General features: G+C 69.8%; 18 protein-coding genes and 1 riboswitch. Of the genes, 11 read left to right on the forward strand and 7 right to left on the reverse strand.

Translation table 11 applies throughout. The annotated features are described in order from the left end of the window. Positions 1 to 206 precede the first annotated feature (206 nt). The 9 genes from QSK25_RS34750 (at position 207) to gcvP (ending at position 8,489) form a co-directional block, all read left to right on the forward strand. Positions 207 to 422 (forward strand): hypothetical protein, encoded by a 216-nt coding sequence (locus QSK25_RS34750; protein ID WP_285644635.1) that lies wholly within the window; start codon positions 207 to 209, stop codon positions 420 to 422. Between the two features lie 108 nt (positions 423 to 530). Continuing rightward, positions 531 to 1,112, forward strand: coding sequence for a cardiolipin synthase ClsA (clsA, locus tag QSK25_RS34755; RefSeq protein WP_285644637.1), 582 nt, complete (start codon positions 531 to 533; stop codon positions 1,110 to 1,112). A gap of 42 nt (positions 1,113 to 1,154) precedes the next feature. Next, positions 1,155 to 1,538, forward strand: coding sequence for a glycine cleavage system protein GcvH (gene gcvH / locus QSK25_RS34760; RefSeq protein WP_285644639.1), 384 nt, complete (start codon positions 1,155 to 1,157; stop codon positions 1,536 to 1,538). A gap of 113 nt (positions 1,539 to 1,651) precedes the next feature. Continuing rightward, on the forward strand, positions 1,652 to 2,110 hold the full coding sequence (gene garA, locus QSK25_RS34765) for a glycogen accumulation regulator GarA (protein WP_030476302.1): 459 nt from the start codon (positions 1,652 to 1,654) through the stop codon (positions 2,108 to 2,110). A 48-nt stretch (positions 2,111 to 2,158) separates the two neighbouring features. Further along, a complete protein-coding gene (locus tag QSK25_RS34770) occupies positions 2,159 to 2,701 on the forward strand; it encodes a MerR family transcriptional regulator (RefSeq protein ID WP_285644640.1) in 543 nt (180 codons plus the stop codon). A 124-nt stretch (positions 2,702 to 2,825) separates the two neighbouring features. Continuing rightward, complete coding sequence (locus QSK25_RS34775) at positions 2,826 to 3,299, forward strand: bifunctional nuclease family protein (protein ID WP_285644641.1); 474 nt, start codon at positions 2,826 to 2,828, stop codon at positions 3,297 to 3,299. A 367-nt stretch (positions 3,300 to 3,666) separates the two neighbouring features. Then, a complete protein-coding gene (locus QSK25_RS34780; RefSeq protein ID WP_089913860.1) occupies positions 3,667 to 4,233 on the forward strand; it encodes a MerR family transcriptional regulator in 567 nt (188 codons plus the stop codon). Positions 4,234 to 4,321: 88 nt separating this feature from the next. After that, positions 4,322 to 5,290 (forward strand): Clp protease N-terminal domain-containing protein, encoded by a 969-nt coding sequence (locus tag QSK25_RS34785; protein WP_285644645.1) that lies wholly within the window; start codon positions 4,322 to 4,324, stop codon positions 5,288 to 5,290. Between the two features lie 56 nt (positions 5,291 to 5,346). Further along, positions 5,347 to 5,442: riboswitch (glycine riboswitch) on the forward strand. 155 nt (positions 5,443 to 5,597) lie between these two features. After that, on the forward strand, positions 5,598 to 8,489 hold the full coding sequence (gcvP, locus tag QSK25_RS34790) for an aminomethyl-transferring glycine dehydrogenase (protein ID WP_285644646.1): 2,892 nt from the start codon (positions 5,598 to 5,600) through the stop codon (positions 8,487 to 8,489). 50 nt (positions 8,490 to 8,539) lie between these two features. Here the strand turns inward: gcvP and QSK25_RS34795 are convergent, their stop codons facing one another. Genes QSK25_RS34795 through QSK25_RS34810 form a run of 4 tightly spaced genes read right to left on the reverse strand, consistent with a single transcriptional unit; the run spans position 8,540 to position 10,389 of the window. Continuing rightward, on the reverse strand, positions 8,540 to 8,722 hold the full coding sequence (locus tag QSK25_RS34795; protein ID WP_285644647.1) for a hypothetical protein: 183 nt from the start codon (positions 8,720 to 8,722) through the stop codon (positions 8,540 to 8,542). A 13-nt stretch (positions 8,723 to 8,735) separates the two neighbouring features. After that, positions 8,736 to 9,338: a class I SAM-dependent DNA methyltransferase gene (locus QSK25_RS34800; protein WP_285644648.1), complete on the reverse strand. Its 603-nt coding sequence runs from the start codon at positions 9,336 to 9,338 to the stop codon at positions 8,736 to 8,738. Between the two features lie 11 nt (positions 9,339 to 9,349). Then, positions 9,350 to 10,009, reverse strand: a complete 660-nt coding sequence (locus tag QSK25_RS34805; protein WP_285644649.1) for a maleylpyruvate isomerase family mycothiol-dependent enzyme — start codon at positions 10,007 to 10,009, stop codon at positions 9,350 to 9,352. A gap of 2 nt (positions 10,010 to 10,011) precedes the next feature. Continuing rightward, positions 10,012 to 10,389, reverse strand: coding sequence for a DUF3224 domain-containing protein (locus QSK25_RS34810; RefSeq protein WP_285644651.1), 378 nt, complete (start codon positions 10,387 to 10,389; stop codon positions 10,012 to 10,014). A 49-nt stretch (positions 10,390 to 10,438) separates the two neighbouring features. On the opposite strand from QSK25_RS34810, the gene QSK25_RS34815 reads away from it, so the two are divergent. After that, the gene (locus QSK25_RS34815) at positions 10,439 to 11,410 is read left to right on the forward strand and encodes a helix-turn-helix transcriptional regulator (protein WP_285644652.1); all 972 of its coding nucleotides are present in this window, start codon (positions 10,439 to 10,441) and stop codon (positions 11,408 to 11,410) included. Beyond that, complete coding sequence (locus QSK25_RS34820) at positions 11,398 to 12,210, forward strand: aldo/keto reductase (RefSeq protein ID WP_285644654.1); 813 nt, start codon at positions 11,398 to 11,400, stop codon at positions 12,208 to 12,210. Before QSK25_RS34815 ends, QSK25_RS34820 begins: the two co-directional genes overlap by 13 nt. Before the next feature lie 35 nt (positions 12,211 to 12,245). On the opposite strand, the gene QSK25_RS34825 is transcribed toward QSK25_RS34820, so the two are convergent. The 3 genes from QSK25_RS34825 to QSK25_RS34835 form a co-directional block, all read right to left on the reverse strand. Then, positions 12,246 to 13,952 carry a substrate-binding domain-containing protein gene (locus QSK25_RS34825; protein ID WP_285644656.1) on the reverse strand — a complete coding sequence of 569 codons (1,707 nt, stop codon included), beginning with the start codon at positions 13,950 to 13,952 and terminating at the stop codon, positions 12,246 to 12,248. Positions 13,953 to 14,015: 63 nt separating this feature from the next. Next, positions 14,016 to 14,888 carry a 3-methyladenine DNA glycosylase gene (locus QSK25_RS34830; protein ID WP_502881921.1) on the reverse strand — a complete coding sequence of 291 codons (873 nt, stop codon included), beginning with the start codon at positions 14,886 to 14,888 and terminating at the stop codon, positions 14,016 to 14,018. A gap of 24 nt (positions 14,889 to 14,912) precedes the next feature. Beyond that, entirely contained in the window at positions 14,913 to 15,158 is a 246-nt protein-coding gene (locus tag QSK25_RS34835) for a hypothetical protein (protein ID WP_285644657.1), read from the reverse strand. Between the last annotated feature and the right edge of the window lie 4 nt (positions 15,159 to 15,162).

A 15,162-nucleotide genomic window follows, 5' to 3' on the forward strand; every position in this document is an offset into this window, starting at 1 on the left:
TCGACGAACGACGAACGGTTGCGCAGGCAAGGACCGGGAGATCCGTTCCGCTTCGGGCCCGAACAGCTCGGCGCGCCGATCGATCCATCCAACGCTCAGGATCCACATCACGTACGTGTTCTGAACCACAGTCGGACAGAATTCGTTTCCAGGGATAACGCCGGAGCCCCGGTACGCGACATCCCTGGTGTCACGGAGGGACAGAGATGAGAACCGCCATGGAGACCCACCCGAAGCAGGCCGAGGAGTCCGGCTCGAGCCTGCCGACCACGCCGTGCAGCGTGGTGTGGAGCCGGGGTCACGCCTACGTGCTCGAGGGTTTCCGCGCTCGCTGGGTCGGCCGGGACGACCGGGGCCGCCCGCACGCCATCACCGGTGCCGAGATGCAGCGCCGGGGCTGGACGTTCACCCGCACAGCCTGAGCACGACCCCGCAAGAACGCAGAACGACCGCATCCCCGCAACCAGTCGCACCGCGTGCCGTGACGCCATCCGGCAGCCCCTGCGCAGTCACTCGTTTAGAGTGCGGGTGTGCGTGATCCGGCTGATCGCCTGCTGACGATTCCGAACCTGCTCAGCGTGTTGCGGCTGGCCGGTGTTCCGCTCTTCCTGTACCTGCTCCTCGGACCCCGCGCGGACGGCTGGGCGCTGCTCGTCCTCGTCTTCGCGGGGCTGTCCGACTGGCTGGACGGCAAGCTCGCGCGCTGGCTCAACCAGATGAGCAGGCTCGGCGCGTTGCTGGACCCCGCCGCGGACCGCCTCTACGTGTTCTGCACGCTGCTGGCGTTCGTCATCAGGGACATCGTGCCGCTCTGGATCGCCCTCGTGCTCGTGGGGCGGGAGATCGTCGTCGGCATCTGCCTGCTGGTCCTGCGGCAACGCGGGTGGGGCCCGTTCGAGGTCACCTACCTGGGCAAGGCCGCGACCTTCAACCTGTTGTACGCGTTCCCCCTGCTGCTGCTCGCGCAGGGCGACTCCGGCTGGGCGCAGGCCGCGCAGCCGATCGCCTACGCGTTCACGGCCTGGGGCGGGGCGCTCTACCTGTGGTCGGCGCTGCTGTACGTCTACCAGTTCTTCCTGGCCCTGCGGGTCACACCTCGCACGGTCGCGTGAAAAGATCACCCCATACAGGTTCAGCACGAGGAGCGCAGTCAGTTGATTCCCGAGGAGCTTCGCTACACCGAGGAGCACGAGTGGGTCGCCAGCACAGGCGAGAACACCGTGCGCGTCGGCATCACCGACTACGCCCAGGAACAGCTCGGTGACGTCGTCTTCGTCCAGCTGCCCGAGGTCGGTCACACCGTCTCGGCGGGTGACACGTTCGGTGAGGTCGAGTCCACCAAGAGCGTGTCGGACCTCTACTCGCCGCTCGACGGCGAGGTCGTGGCCATCAACGACGCTCTGGTCCAGACGCCCGACTCCGTCAACAGCGACCCGTACGGCGAGGGCTGGATGGTCGAGATCCGCCTGAACGACGCGGACGCGCTCGAAGGACTGCTGGACGCGGACGGGTACAAGGCGTTGGTGGAGAAGGAGTGACGTCGATCTTTCGCCGGATCTTCGGCCGGAAGGGGAGCCGCGCTGAAGGCGGTGACCCCAACGCGATAGGTTTTACCGGAAGTGACGGATCCAGCAGCAGGAGGAGAGCTCAGGTGAGCACGAACGACGGCCCAGGCGTTCCGCCGGAGCAGTCCCCGGAGCGGACCTCCGTCTTCCGGGCGGACTTCCTCCAGGAGATGGAAGGCGGCGCCGAGGCGCCCGCACAGGAGCCGGCCGTTGCCGGTGTTGACGCCCTTCCCGCCGGTTCCGCGCTGCTCGTGGTCAAGCGCGGTCCGAACGCCGGTTCCCGGTTCCTGCTGGACCGAGACACGACGAGCGCCGGGCGCCACCCCGACAGCGACATCTTCCTGGACGACGTGACGGTCTCGCGCCGGCACGCCGAGTTCCGCCGGGAGAGCGGCGAGTTCGTCGTCATCGACGTCGGCAGCCTCAACGGCACCTACGTCAACCGCGAGCCGGTCGACCAGGCCGTTCTCGCGAACGGTGACGAGGTCCAGATCGGCAAGTTCCGCCTCGTCTTCCTGACGGGTCCTGGCTCCGCGGGAGCCTGACGCGTGACGGCCGGGCGGCCACAACGCGGGGGCTCGAGCATCGGTGCTGTGCTCGCGCAGCTCCGGCCCGAGTTCCCCGACGTCACCATCTCCAAGATCCGCTTCCTGGAAGCGGAGGGGCTGGTCCGCCCGGCACGCACCGCCTCCGGCTACCGCCAGTTCAGCGCGGCGGACGTCGAGAGGCTGCGCTTCGTGCTGTCCGCACAACGGGACAGGTACTTACCGCTCAAGGTGATCCGCGAGCAGCTCGACGCCGTCCCCGACGGCACGACGTTCGTGACGCGGATCGATCTGCTGGCCCAGACCGGTCTCACCGCGGAGCAGCTCTCCCAGCTGGAACGCGACGGTCTGCTGCGCCCCGGCCCCGGTGGCCGGTTCACCACCGACGACATCACCGCGCTCCGCACGATCCGGACGATGACCGGGCTCGGCGTCGAGCGCGAGCACCTGCGCGCGGTGCGCGCTGCGGCGGACCACGAGGTGGTTCTGCTGAAATCTTTCTCAGATCCCGAGACGGTCCGGGAATTGGCTGACCTCTTCACCTCGTTGCACACGTTGTTGGTGAGAGCGGGTCTGCGGCAATCATCTTGATCACGTTCTGCCCGCAACGATTGAGCACACGGCCCGCTTGGCGGGTAGCGTCGAACGCATACGCCGGGGGATGCTCGGAGACGAACCGGGTACTCCCCAACGAGTCAGAGGGAGGCGAGACCCGATGAGTGAGATGCGCGTCGTGGGCGTCCGGGTGGAGCTGCCCCAGAACCAGCCGATCCTCCTGCTCCGGGAAACCGAGGGCGAGCGGTACCTGCCGATCTGGATCGGGTCCGTCGAGGCCACGGCGATCGCGCTCGAGCAGCAGGGCGTCCGTCCTGCCCGTCCGCTCACCCACGACCTGCTGAAGGACGTCATCGGGGCGTTGGGGCGCAACCTCGAGCAGGTGCGGATCACCGACCTGCAGGAGGGCACGTTCTTCGCCGAGCTCGTGTTCGACGGCGACGTGCGGGTGTCCGCGCGGCCGTCCGACTCGGTGGCGCTCGCGCTGCGGGTGGGCGTGCCCATCCACGCGGACGAGGCCGTGCTCGCCGAGGCCGGGTTGATCATCCCGGACGAGCAGGAGGACGAGGTCGAGAAGTTCCGCGAGTTCCTCGACTCTGTTTCCCCGGAGGACTTCCGCGGAGCGGACACGTAGGCACCGTCGCGGAGCGGACACGTGGGCAGGCCGTGCGGTGCGACGCCTGAGACGCCTGTGAGTGAGTTTCGGTGCGTCGCACTCCGTCTCGTATGGGCTTTCGAACGTTCGTTTGGACGTCACTCGACAGGACTACTTTAGGTCGTTTTTCTCGCTAAACGATCACTAAACGTCACCTGAAACGCCTAGTTCGGGTGACGGTGTGACTCTCTACCTGAGGTTGAGGGTCGTAACTCCCCGCGCGTCGCGTTGACCTGCCCTCGGACCGGTCCTACCGTCGAACTCGAGTGGACGTCGCCGCTTCGCGCGAGCGGACGTGGCGGCTTGACGGTCATGAGTTTCGTGGCCGTTCCGAGGGGAGGCAGGCGTGGTCGAGGAAGCGCCCTTGAGGGCGGAATCCGGGCTGCAGGGTGAACTGTTCCCGGACTCCTCGCTGCCGGACGAGCTCGTCGGTTACCGAGGTCCCGCGGCGTGCCAGATCGCGGGCATCACGTACCGGCAGCTCGACTACTGGGCGCGCACCGGGCTGGTCGCCCCGACGGTGCGGATGGCGCACGGCTCGGGCAGTCAGCGGCTGTACTCCTTCAAGGACATCCTGGTCCTCAAGGTCGTGAAACGCCTGCTGGACACCGGCGTCTCGTTGCAGAACATCAGGGTCGCGGTCGACCACCTGCGCCGCCGCGGCGTGCAGGACCTCGCGAAGATCACGCTCTTCTCCGACGGCACCACCGTCTACGAGTGCACCTCGCCGGAGGAGGTCGTCGACCTGCTGCAGGGCGGTCAGGGCGTCTTCGGCATCGCGGTGAGCGGTGCTATGCGCGAGATCTCCGGCACGATCCACGAGTTCCCGGCCGAACGTGCGGACGGTGTCGAGATCGCGCCGATGACCGAGGACGAGCTGACCCGCCGCCGTCGCGAGCGCGCCACCGGCTGACCGGCCGAGGAGATCATGGCCGACTGGCCGTCCCTCGTGGCCGGTCGGCGGCAGCGCCGCAAACCCCGGTCTCCCTAGCGTTCCTGCCATGACGCACACCCCTTCAGCGCAGGTGGTCAAGGTCCTGGCGGCGGCCGCGCAGCGCGCCTTCCGGCTGGAGTTCGGCTTCGTCGGCACCGAGAACCTGCTGATCTCACTGGTCGACACCGTCGGTCCCGGCCGCAAACTCGGCACGACCTCGCTGACGGCACAGGCGATGGCCCGGGGCACCGACCACTGGGCCGGTGATGACGGAGGAGTCGTCGCCGAGTCCCACCCGGACGTCATGGCGCTGATGAGCGCCGCCCATCACCACGCCCGCGTCGACACCGTCCTGCCCGTCAGCCGCGCGCTGGAGACCTGCCTGCGGGCCGCCGTGGCGCAGGCGGGCGACGGCGTCCTGACGACCACCCACCTCGCGCTGGCGCTGCTGTCGCTCGACTCCGGCAGGGTCGCCGACCTGATGTTCCTGCACGGCGTGGACGCGGAGGCGACCGCGGCGGCCGTGCGCGCCGACGCCACGCGGAAGTACGCCGAGGTCGAGGAGGCGCCCGCCGTGTGGCTGCTGCGCAAGGCGGGGGCGCTGGAGGGGGAGTCCGGCGGTGGGTACGTGCGCTGGCTGACCAAGCTCGTCTCGCGCGGCCAGGGCCTCGGCGGCCCGGTGCTGACCGCCGTGCGCAACGAGGCCGACCGGCTGGCCGTGGCCGGTCGGCGGGACGTGTCGTCGCGCGATCTCGTGGCAGCGGTGCTCACGCTCGACCACCAGCTGGCGGTGGCGGGGCGCAGGCTCAAGCCCGAGTTCGAGTCGGGTGGCGCGGCGGCCCTGCGCGCGGCGGGCGTGGACAGCAGCTCCCTGCCCGCCGGAGGCACCGTCGAACGCGCGATGGAACGCGCGAAGCTCGTCGCGGCCCGCAGCGGCGACCCGGTCGTGGGTACCAAGCACCTGCTGCTGGCCGTGCGGGACGACCCCGCCGACCCGGTCTCCGCCGCCCTCGCCGGTCTTCGTGCTGAGACGTAGGTCGCGTCCCTAGCGACTACCCGGGCTGCCTGCGGGTATTCTTCTCGGGTAGTCGCTGAACTCAGGCGGGAGAGTCCGGGTCTCGAACCCGGCGCCGAAGGAGCAAGTCCCTCCCCGGGAACCTCTCAGGCATCCAGGACCGCCAGAGCGAGACGCCTCTGGAAAGTGGACTCCCGCAAGGGAATCCCGCCGACGGTGAAAGCCCGTTCTCGCAACGGGTGAACCTCTCAGGCGCCCTTCGGGGTACGGACAGAGCGGGGAGGGCACCAGGACACGTGTGCCCGAAGCCAGCCCCCGGAGGCGTTTGATGACGCAGGACCGCATTCCGCTCGCCGCTCTCGAGCACGGCACCCCGTTCGCCGACCGCCACGTCGGCCCGCGCCCCGCCGAACTCGCGCGCATCCTCGACGTCATCGGCGTCGGATCGCTGGAGGAACTGGCGCAGCACGCGGTTCCGTCGTCCATCCACGAGCGCGACCTCGTGCTGGACCTGCCCGCCCCGGCCACCGAGACCGAGGCGCTCGCCGAACTGCGCGAGCTCGCCTCCCAGAACCGGCCGATGACGCAGATGATCGGCCTGGGCTACTACGACACCGTGACGCCGGGCGTGATCCTGCGCAACGTCCTGGAGTCGCCGGCCTGGTACACGGCCTACACGCCGTACCAGCCGGAGATCTCGCAGGGCCGCCTCGAAGCGCTGCTGAACTTCCAGACGATGGTCGGCGACCTGACGGGCCTGCCGGTCGCGAACGCGTCCATGCTGGACGAGTCGACCGCCGCCGCCGAGGCGATGACGCTGGTGCGCCGCGCGGGCAAGTCCAAGTCGAACAAGTTCGTCATCGACTCCGACACGCTGCCGCAGACGCTGGCCGTGATCGAGACGCGCGCCGAGCCGCTCGGCATCGAGATCGTCGTCGCCGACCTGTCGCAGGGCATCGAGGGCCTGGGCCTCGGCGGTGACTTCTTCGGCGTGCTGCTCTCATACCCCGGCGCGTCCGGTGTGGTGCGCGACCAGAAGGCGTTGATCGAGGAGATCCACGCCGCGGGCGCGCAGGCCGTCGTCGCGGCCGACCTGCTGGCGTTGACGCTGCTGCGCGCGCCGGGCGAGATCGGCGCGGACGTCGTCGTCGGCACCACCCAGCGCTTCGGCGTCCCGATCGGCTTCGGCGGCCCGCACGCCGGCTACATGGCCGTCCGGTCCGGTCTGGAGCGCCAGCTGCCCGGCCGTCTCGTCGGCGTCTCCGTCGACTCCGACGGCTCGCTGGCCTACCGCCTCGCGCTGCAGACCCGCGAGCAGCACATCCGCCGCGAGAAGGCCACGTCCAACATCTGCACCGCGCAGGTGCTGCTGGCCGTGATCGCGTCCATGTACGCCGTCTACCACGGTCCCGAGGGCCTGCGCGCCATCGCGACCCGCGTGCACCGCCTGGCCACCGTGCTCGCCACGGGCCTGTGCGAGGCCGGGCTGGACGTCGTGCACGGCGAGTTCTTCGACACCGTCGAGGTCCGCGTCCCCGGTGAGGCCGCGGCGGTCGTCGCGAAGGCCCGCGAGGCCGGCATCAACCTGCGTCTCGTGGACTCCGACGTCGTCGCCATCGCGTGCGACGAGAAGACCACGCGCGCGCACCTCATCGCCGTGTGGAACGCGTTCGGGGTCACCGGGTCCGATGTGGACGCGATCGACGCCGACACCGCCGACGGCATCCCGGCCGACCTGCGCCGCACGTCCGACTACCTGACCCACCCGGTCTTCCACGCGCACCGCTCGGAGACCGCGCTGCTGCGCTACCTGCGCGCGTTGTCCGACAAGGACGTCGCCCTGGACCGCAGCATGATCCCGCTCGGCTCCTGCACGATGAAGCTGAACGCCACCGCGGAGATGGAGTCCATCACGTGGCCGGAGTTCTCGACGCTGCACCCGTTCGCGCCCGCCGAGGACGCCAAGGGCCTGCTGAAGATCGTGTCGGACCTGGAGGCGTGGCTCGCCGAGGTCACCGGCTACGACGCCGTCTCGTTGCAGCCCAACGCGGGCTCGCAGGGTGAGTTCGCCGGTCTGCTCGCGATCCGCGCGTACCACCGCGCCAACGGCAACGCCGACCGCGACGTCTGCCTGATCCCGTCGTCCGCGCACGGCACCAACGCCGCGTCCGCCGTCATGGCCGGCATGCGCGTCGTCGTCGTGAAGTGCGACGACAAGGGCAACATCGACATGGGTCACCTGCGCACCACCGTCGCGGAGCACGCCGACGACCTGGCCGCGATCATGATCACCTACCCGTCGACCCACGGCGTGTACGAGGACACCGTCCGCGAGGTCTGCGGCCTGGTCCACGACGCGGGCGGTCAGGTGTACGTCGACGGCGCGAACCTCAACGCTCTCATCGGGTTGGCGAGGTACGGCAAGTTCGGCTCGGACGTCTCGCACCTGAACCTGCACAAGACGTTCTGCATCCCGCACGGCGGCGGCGGCCCCGGCGTCGGCCCGATCGGCGTGAAGTCACACCTCGCGCCGTTCCTGCCGAACCACCCGCTGCAGCCCACCGCGGGCCCGGCCACCGGCGTCGGCCCGATCTCGGGTGCCCCGTGGGGTTCCGCGTCGATCCTGCCGATCTCGTGGGCGTACGTGCGCATGATGGGCGGCGACGGCCTGCGCCGCGCGACCCTGACCGCCGTGGCCGCCGCGAACTACGTGGCGCGCCGCCTCGACGAGCACTACCCGGTCCTCTACACCGGCGAGGGCGGCTTCGTCGCCCACGAGTGCATCCTCGACCTGCGCCCGATCACCAAGGCCACCGGCGTGACGGTGGACGACGTCGCGAAGCGCCTCGCCGACTACGGCCTGCACGCCCCGACGATGTCGTTCCCGGTCGCCGGCACCCTGATGGTCGAGCCGACCGAGTCCGAGGACCTGGCCGAGATCGACAGGTTCATCGACGCGATGATCGCCATCAAGGGCGAGATCGACAAGGTCGGCGCCGGCGAGTGGTCCGTCGAGGACAACCCGCTGCGCAACGCCCCGCACACCGCGGCGTGCGTGACCGTCGGCGAGTGGAACCACCCGTACAGCCGTGAGGTGGCCGTCTACCCGGCCGGCACCGCGGCGCCGAAGATCTGGCCGCCGGTCCGCCGCATCGACGGCGCCAAGGGCGATCGCAACCTGGTCTGCTCCTGCCCGCCGCTCGAGGCGTACAGCAGCTGATCCGAGCAGGTCCGAAAGGGGCGCATCCGTCGGGGGTGCGCCCCTTTCGTTCATGCTCCGACCGGGCAGGCCTCGTCGCCGCAGTTCTCGTCGACACCGATGCCGGGCTTGTTGAGGTCGTGCTCGAACGCGAAGTGGAAGCAGTCCGGGTGCATCCGCTCGAACAGTTCGAAGTCCTCGGCCTCCAGCTCGACCGTCTCACCGCAACGCTGGCACGTCTGTTCCTCTGACACGCCGCAGATCGTCTCACCCGCGCGCGAACAGCACCGCGCCGTCGTCCCCGAGCAGCCACTGCGCCTCCACGACGAACCCCGCCTCCCGCAGCCACCCCGCGACCCGCTCGGGCGGTCGCAGGTGGACGTTCACCCGCATCGGGTGCCCGCCGTAGCCCGAGGTCTTGAGGTTCGTGCGGTCGCCGACGTGGAAACCGACCTGCACGAGCCCGCCCGGCACCACCGCCTCTCGGAAGTGCCCGAACACCACCGGCACCAGCTCGTCCGGCACGTGGATCAGCGACCACCAGCAGAGGATCCCGCCGAGCCCACCGGGCAGCGGTTCGGTCATCGACCCCACCTCGAACCGCAGCGCCGGATGCGTGGACCGGGCCAGGGCGATCATCCCGGGGGAGAGGTCGATCCCGGACGCGTCCACGCCCAGTGCGGCCAGCCGCGCCGTGATGTCGCCGGGACCGCAGCCGACGTCCAGCACCGGTCCGCGCACCTCCTCCGCGAACAGCCGCAGGGCCGCCAGCAGGTGCGGCAGCTGGTCGAGCAACTCACGGGTGTGCTCCGCGTAGCTGGTCGCCACCGTGTCGTAGGAGTCGCGGGTGTCCGCCAGCCAGTCGTTCACGACGCCCGAAACTACTCGCTGAACGGCTTCGGGCGGTGCCTTCCGAACAACGCCAGCGACGAGATCCACACGTCCGGATCGCCGTCCCAGTCGAGCGCCTTGATCTGGTCGGCCGACCGCCGACCGCCGATGGCCCGCATCAGCTCGAACGACGTCGTCCGCAACGTCCCGGCGGGCTCGCCGTGGCCCAGCACCCGGTCACCGTGTTCCAGGGTGATCCGCAACGCCGGCACGTCGTTCTCCCGCATCCGCTGGTCGAGCTGCTGCAACGGTTTCACCAGCGCCGCCCGCACCTCGACCCCGGTCCGGTCGCCCGGCACGCCCAGGGCCGCGCGCAGGTCGTGCTCGTGCGCGATCACCTCGGACACCAGCACCGGGCCGAGCGGGGTGTCGAACAACGGCCTGGCCCGCTCCAGGTTCGCGTCCCACTCGGCGAAAGCGTCTTCCAGCGAGTTGTCGCGGCGGTCGCGCACCTGCCGTTCGCCCCACTCGCCCGACTCGACGCCGTCGAACCGGCGGTCCGCGAAGTCGCGCAGACCGCCGGCGAGGTGCGCCACCACGTCCTTGACCGACCAGCCGGGCGTCGCCGCCACGGGCGTCTGCGGATCAGCGCCGGTGACGAGCGTGGTGATCCGCTGCTTGGCCGCGTCGTAGATGGGGGCGTTGGTCATCGTCAGACCTCGTACTCCAGGGTGTAGGTGCCGCTGCCATCCTCCGCCCAGTCCACCGTCACCGCACCTCGCGCGTTGAGGAACTTCCCGGTGCCGTCGACGATCTCGGTGGCACCCTCCACAGCGGACCGGTAGGCGCCGACGTGCCGCAGCACCAGCGTTCCGTCGTCGGTCGTGATCTCCTCCAGCGCCGTCGTCCACGCGACGTCCTCGCCGTAGTACATGAGGTAGCGGCAGCTGCCGACGCCGCTGATCTCGCCCCCGTAGGTGAACTGGACGTGCGCCTCGGTGAGCTTGCGGCCCTCGACCTCGGTGTACGGACGCCCGTCCCAGGTCTTCTCGTCCCAGCTCTTCACCGCGATGGTTCCCGTTGCCTTCATGCGGGCCACTCTGCTGGCAATTCCTGACAGAACGTGTCAGGTTCAGTCCATGAAATCCGGCAGGCTCATCCAGGTGCTCCTGCTCCTGCAGGCCAGGGGCCGCATGACGGCCGACGAGCTCGCGTCCGAGCTGGAGGTCTCGCCGCGCACGATCTACCGCGACGTCGAGTCCCTGAACGCCGCCGGGATCCCGATCTACTCCGACCGCGGCCCGGCGGGCGGCTACCGGCTGATCGACGGCTACCGCACCCGGCTCACCGGCCTCACCACCGACGAGGCGCAGTCGTTGTTCCTCGCGGGCCTGCCCGGCCCGGCGCAGGCGCTGGGGCTGGGGGAATTCGCGGCCGCCGCCCAGCTCAAGCTGCTCGCCGCGCTGCCCACGGAGTTGCGCTCCAAAGCAGAGCAGATCCGCCAGCGGTTCCACCTCGACACCCCGACGTGGTTCCGCGGCGACGAACCCACCGAGCACCTCGCCACGATCGCCGACGCGGTGTGGGAGCAGCGCCGCGTGCGGATGACCTACCTGCGCTGGGGCAACCGGACCGTCGAACGCGAGGTCGACCCGCACGGCCTCGTGCTCAAGGCGGGCACCTGGTACTTCGTCGGCAGCGGCCGCACCTACCGCGTCTCGCGGGTGCTCGCCCTGGAGGTCACGACGGACACGTTCGAACGCCCGGAGGACTTCGACCTCGCGGCGTTCTGGGCCGGCTGGTCCGAGCAGTTCGAGGCCCGCATGTACGGCGACCGCGTCACCGTCCGGATGACCCGGGCGGGCCTCGACAAGTCGCAGTACCTGCTCAGCGGGTACCAGGCGCGCGTCATCCGGGACGCCGATCCCCAGCCGGGGCAGGAGTTCGGCTTCCCCACCGAGTCGCTCCGGCACGCCGTCGCTGACCTGCTCAAATTCGGCGCGGACGTGGAAGTGTTGGCACCGAACGAACTCCGGCACGAACTCGTCGCGACGATCAAGGCGATGCAGGACGTCTACAACGGTGCGAAGCTACCCGCATGGTTCCGCTGATCTCGTTGAACAACGGAGTACGGATCCCCCAACTCGGCTTCGGCGTCTACCAGGTGCCGGAGGACCAGGTGGCCGGTGCGGTCACGACGGCGATCGAGGCCGGCTACCGCAGCATCGACACCGCGGCGGCGTACGGCAACGAGTCCGGGGTCGGCGACGCCATCGCCGGCGTCCCCGACCTGTTCATCACGACCAAGCTGTGGAACGCCGACCAGGGCCACGACGCGACGCTGCGCGCGTTCGACGAGAGCATGCGCCGCCTGCGTCTCGACGTCCTCGACCTCTACCTCATCCACTGGCCGACGCCGAAGCGCGACCTCTACGCCGACACCTGGCGCGCGTTGGAACGCCTCTACGCCGACGGTCGCGTGCGCGCGATCGGCGTGTCCAACTTCCACACCCCGCACCTGCAGCGGCTGTTCGACGAGTTCCCGACCACCCCGGCGGTGAACCAGATCGAGCTGCACCCGTTGCTGCAACAGGAGGAGATGCGCAAGGTGCACGTCACCCACCGCATCGTCACCGAGGCGTGGTCGCCGCTCGGCCAGGGCGCGCTGCTGCGCGAACCGGACATCGCGGGCCTCGCCGAGAAGTACGGCAAGACCCCCGCCCAGATCGTGCTGCGCTGGCACGTACAACTCGGCAACGTCGTGATCCCGAAGTCCGTCACGCCCTACCGGATCAAGGAGAACATCGACATCTTCGACTTCGAGCTGGCCCAGGACGACATGCTGGTGATCAACGAGCTCGACCGCGGCGCCCGCACCGGACCGGACCCCGACCGCTTCAACGCCGCCTGAGCCCCAATACCCCGAGCCCTGAGCCGGTCGCTCGGTCAGGCCTTGGTCGACAGGACCTGGCCGAGCGCCGCCTCGACGCCGTTCTCGTTCTCCACCACCGAAACCGAGCCGCCGGTCGTCTGCGCGACGTCGGTCAGCGCCGCCTTGTCGACGTCACCGCCGATCGCGATGAAGCTGATCGCCAGGTCCGTCCCGTGCAGCTGGCCCTTCAACGCCGCCAGGTCGATGCCGCCGTCGGACCTGCCGTCGGTGATCACCACGACCCGGTTCACCCGGCCCGCCACGAACCCGTCGTGCGCGGTCTCGTAGCAGGCGGCCAGCGCGCTGTAGAGCTGCGAACCCTCGGACGTCTTCAGCCCGTCGATCGCCCGCCTCAACGCGTCGCGCTTCTCGGCCACCGGACCGGTCGCGACGAGTTGCTTCTGCGGCTTGGCGCCGTCGAGGTCGCGGGAGAACTCCCACAGTCCGAACGACCCGGACACCGCCCGGTCGACCTGGCCGCGCAACGCCGCCTTCACCTTGTCCAGCCTGGGTTTCATCGACGTCGACACGTCCGCCAGCACCGTGACGACCTGTCCGCCGCGGTCCGCCGACGCCCACGCCGACGAGATCTGCTGCGTGGTCGTCGCGTCGGCGGCGACCAGGTTCTCGGTCACGGGGGCCCAGGCCACGCCGGGCGAGGGCGAGGGACGGTCCTGAGTGGACTCCACCCGCAACCCGCCGCGCGCGAGGATCCGCTGCTGGTCGGGCTCGGTCATGAAGTCGCGGAACGCCTGCGCGGCACGGACTTCGGCCTCGCCGACCTCGGACCCGCCGAGCGCGACGTACGGGAAGTCCGCCACCGGCGCCGGTCCGGCCGGCAGGACGCCGACCAGCGGCTTGGACGGCGCGTCCTTGCCCGTGTTGTGCTTGAACAGGTCCACTTCGGACACCGGCGTCACGGAGAAGCCCGCCGCGTTCACGGTCGCGCTGTCTCCCAGGCGTGCCAAGGCGTCGCGCGTCGTCGGCGGCACCTCGGGCGGTACCGCGGCCGCGAGCTTGGTCAGCGCGGACTTCGAGGCGTCCGACCCGAGCGACTCGGCCGTGACGGGACCCGCGCCGCCCGCCAGCGCCGCCTGGATCGCGAGCGCCGACGCGGTGTTCGCCGCCGGGTCGGGCATGGCGGCGCTGAACCGGCCCCACGACTGGCCGTACTTGCTCCAGTCCGTCACCTCGGGCAGGTCCGACCAGCGGAAGTCCTTCAGCACCGGCGCGGCGGCCTCGGGGGCGGCGAGCAGCACCGGCGACGTGCCGACGGACTTCGGCGCCGAGCCCACCAGCTTCGCGTTCAACGCGGACAGCCGGTTCGCCCACAGCGTCGAGTCCGGCAGCCACGCGTGCGGGCGCTTGCCGAGCTTGTTCTCGTCCCAGGTCGTCGTCAGGCCATCGAGGACCGCGGAGGAGTCCGCCGACGTCACCTCGATGGCGATGCAGTGGTCGTAGACGACGGGCCGGGTCGCGCTGTAGGCCTGCGCGACGTCGCGGACGGCCTCGGCGACGCTGGGCGTCACCGACACGCGCAGCACCGAGTCGCCCTCGCTGCAGTTCTGGGCCAGCGCCTGCGAGCGCTTGTCGAGGATGTCACCGGCCCACGACAGGGCGAGCCAGCTGAGGCCTAGCAGCACCACGAGCACGACGATGAGCACGGGCCACTTCGCGATTCCGCGCTTCACCTTCGCCCGCAGAGTGCGGTGTCGAGACATCGATCCCTCACAACTACTCAGCGGCCCCCGACGACCGCCGATCACGCTAACAGGTGAACTAAGTCAGCAGAGTGAAGTCACTGCAAGTATCGACCGGCACACGAAGATGAGCCGTTCTCGCAACGGTTGTGCCCGGTCAGCGAACTGCGACTGCCTCCGCACGTACTCGGCACGTCCCTCCGGCGTCTCGATCCGCACCGGCCCGTACCCGAGGTCGGCCAGGTCGTACGGGGAGGCCTGCATGTCGAGTTCGCGCACGTCAGCGGCCAGTTCGAAGCAGTCGGCCACCAGCGATGACGGGGTCGCCGGTTCCAACTTGTAGGCCCACTTGAACAGGTCCATGTTCGCGTGCAGGCACCCTGGCTGTTCGTTCTCCAACTGTCCGTCGCGGGTGGGCTGCAGAGCGTTACGCGGCCGAGCGGGTGACGTGAAGAACCGGAAGGCGTCGAAGTGCCCGCACTGGATCCGGCTCGCCTCGACGACCTGGTCGGTGCCGCCGCTGCCCAACCGCAGCGGCCACGCGTTGTGCCGGACCTCCTCGGGCTGCTGCCGGTAGACCATGGCCCACTCGTGCAACCCGAAGCAGCCCAGCCGGGCGGGACGGCTCAACGTCGCGGTGAGCAGAGCTTGGACGAACTCCAAGGTCTTGGCCCGTTGCCCGACGAAGCTCTCGACGTCGAGCGTGACGCCGTCGGCCGTGGCCCGGTAGTGCGGGAACTCCAGGTACTCGGCCGCGTCCTCCAGGACGACGCCAGGCCCCGGATGCCACCGTTCGAGCCGCACGGGCCGATGGCTGTAATAGGTGAAGAGGAAGTCCATCACCGGATGCTTCTCTTTGCGAAGCTTCCGCTCCTGGTGCGGCCCGGTGAACCGGCGCATGCGCGCGATGTGCGCGTCACGCAGCTCGTGCCACTCGGCTCGGGTCAGGACCTCCACGGGCAAATACGGTACGCGTGAGGCTTAAAGGGGCGGCACGAGCCCGGTGAACGTCCGCGCGCCGTGGCAGTGAGGGCACTCCCGGCCGTTGTCCACGGTCCTGGGCGCGCCGCCGATGATCGCGAGCGTCGGCGCCGCGATGTAGCTCGCGCCCCCGCACAGGTGGCAGACCGTGCGCGGTTCGGGCGTGACGGCGAAGAGGTCGTCCGGGTCTTCCTCGTCCTCGAAGTCGTCGTCCTCGGCGAACTCGTCCTCGTCGTCCTCACTCATGCCG

Source organism: Lentzea sp. NBRC 102530 (genome assembly GCF_030269365.1).
GTDB lineage: Bacteria > Actinomycetota > Actinomycetes > Mycobacteriales > Pseudonocardiaceae > Lentzea.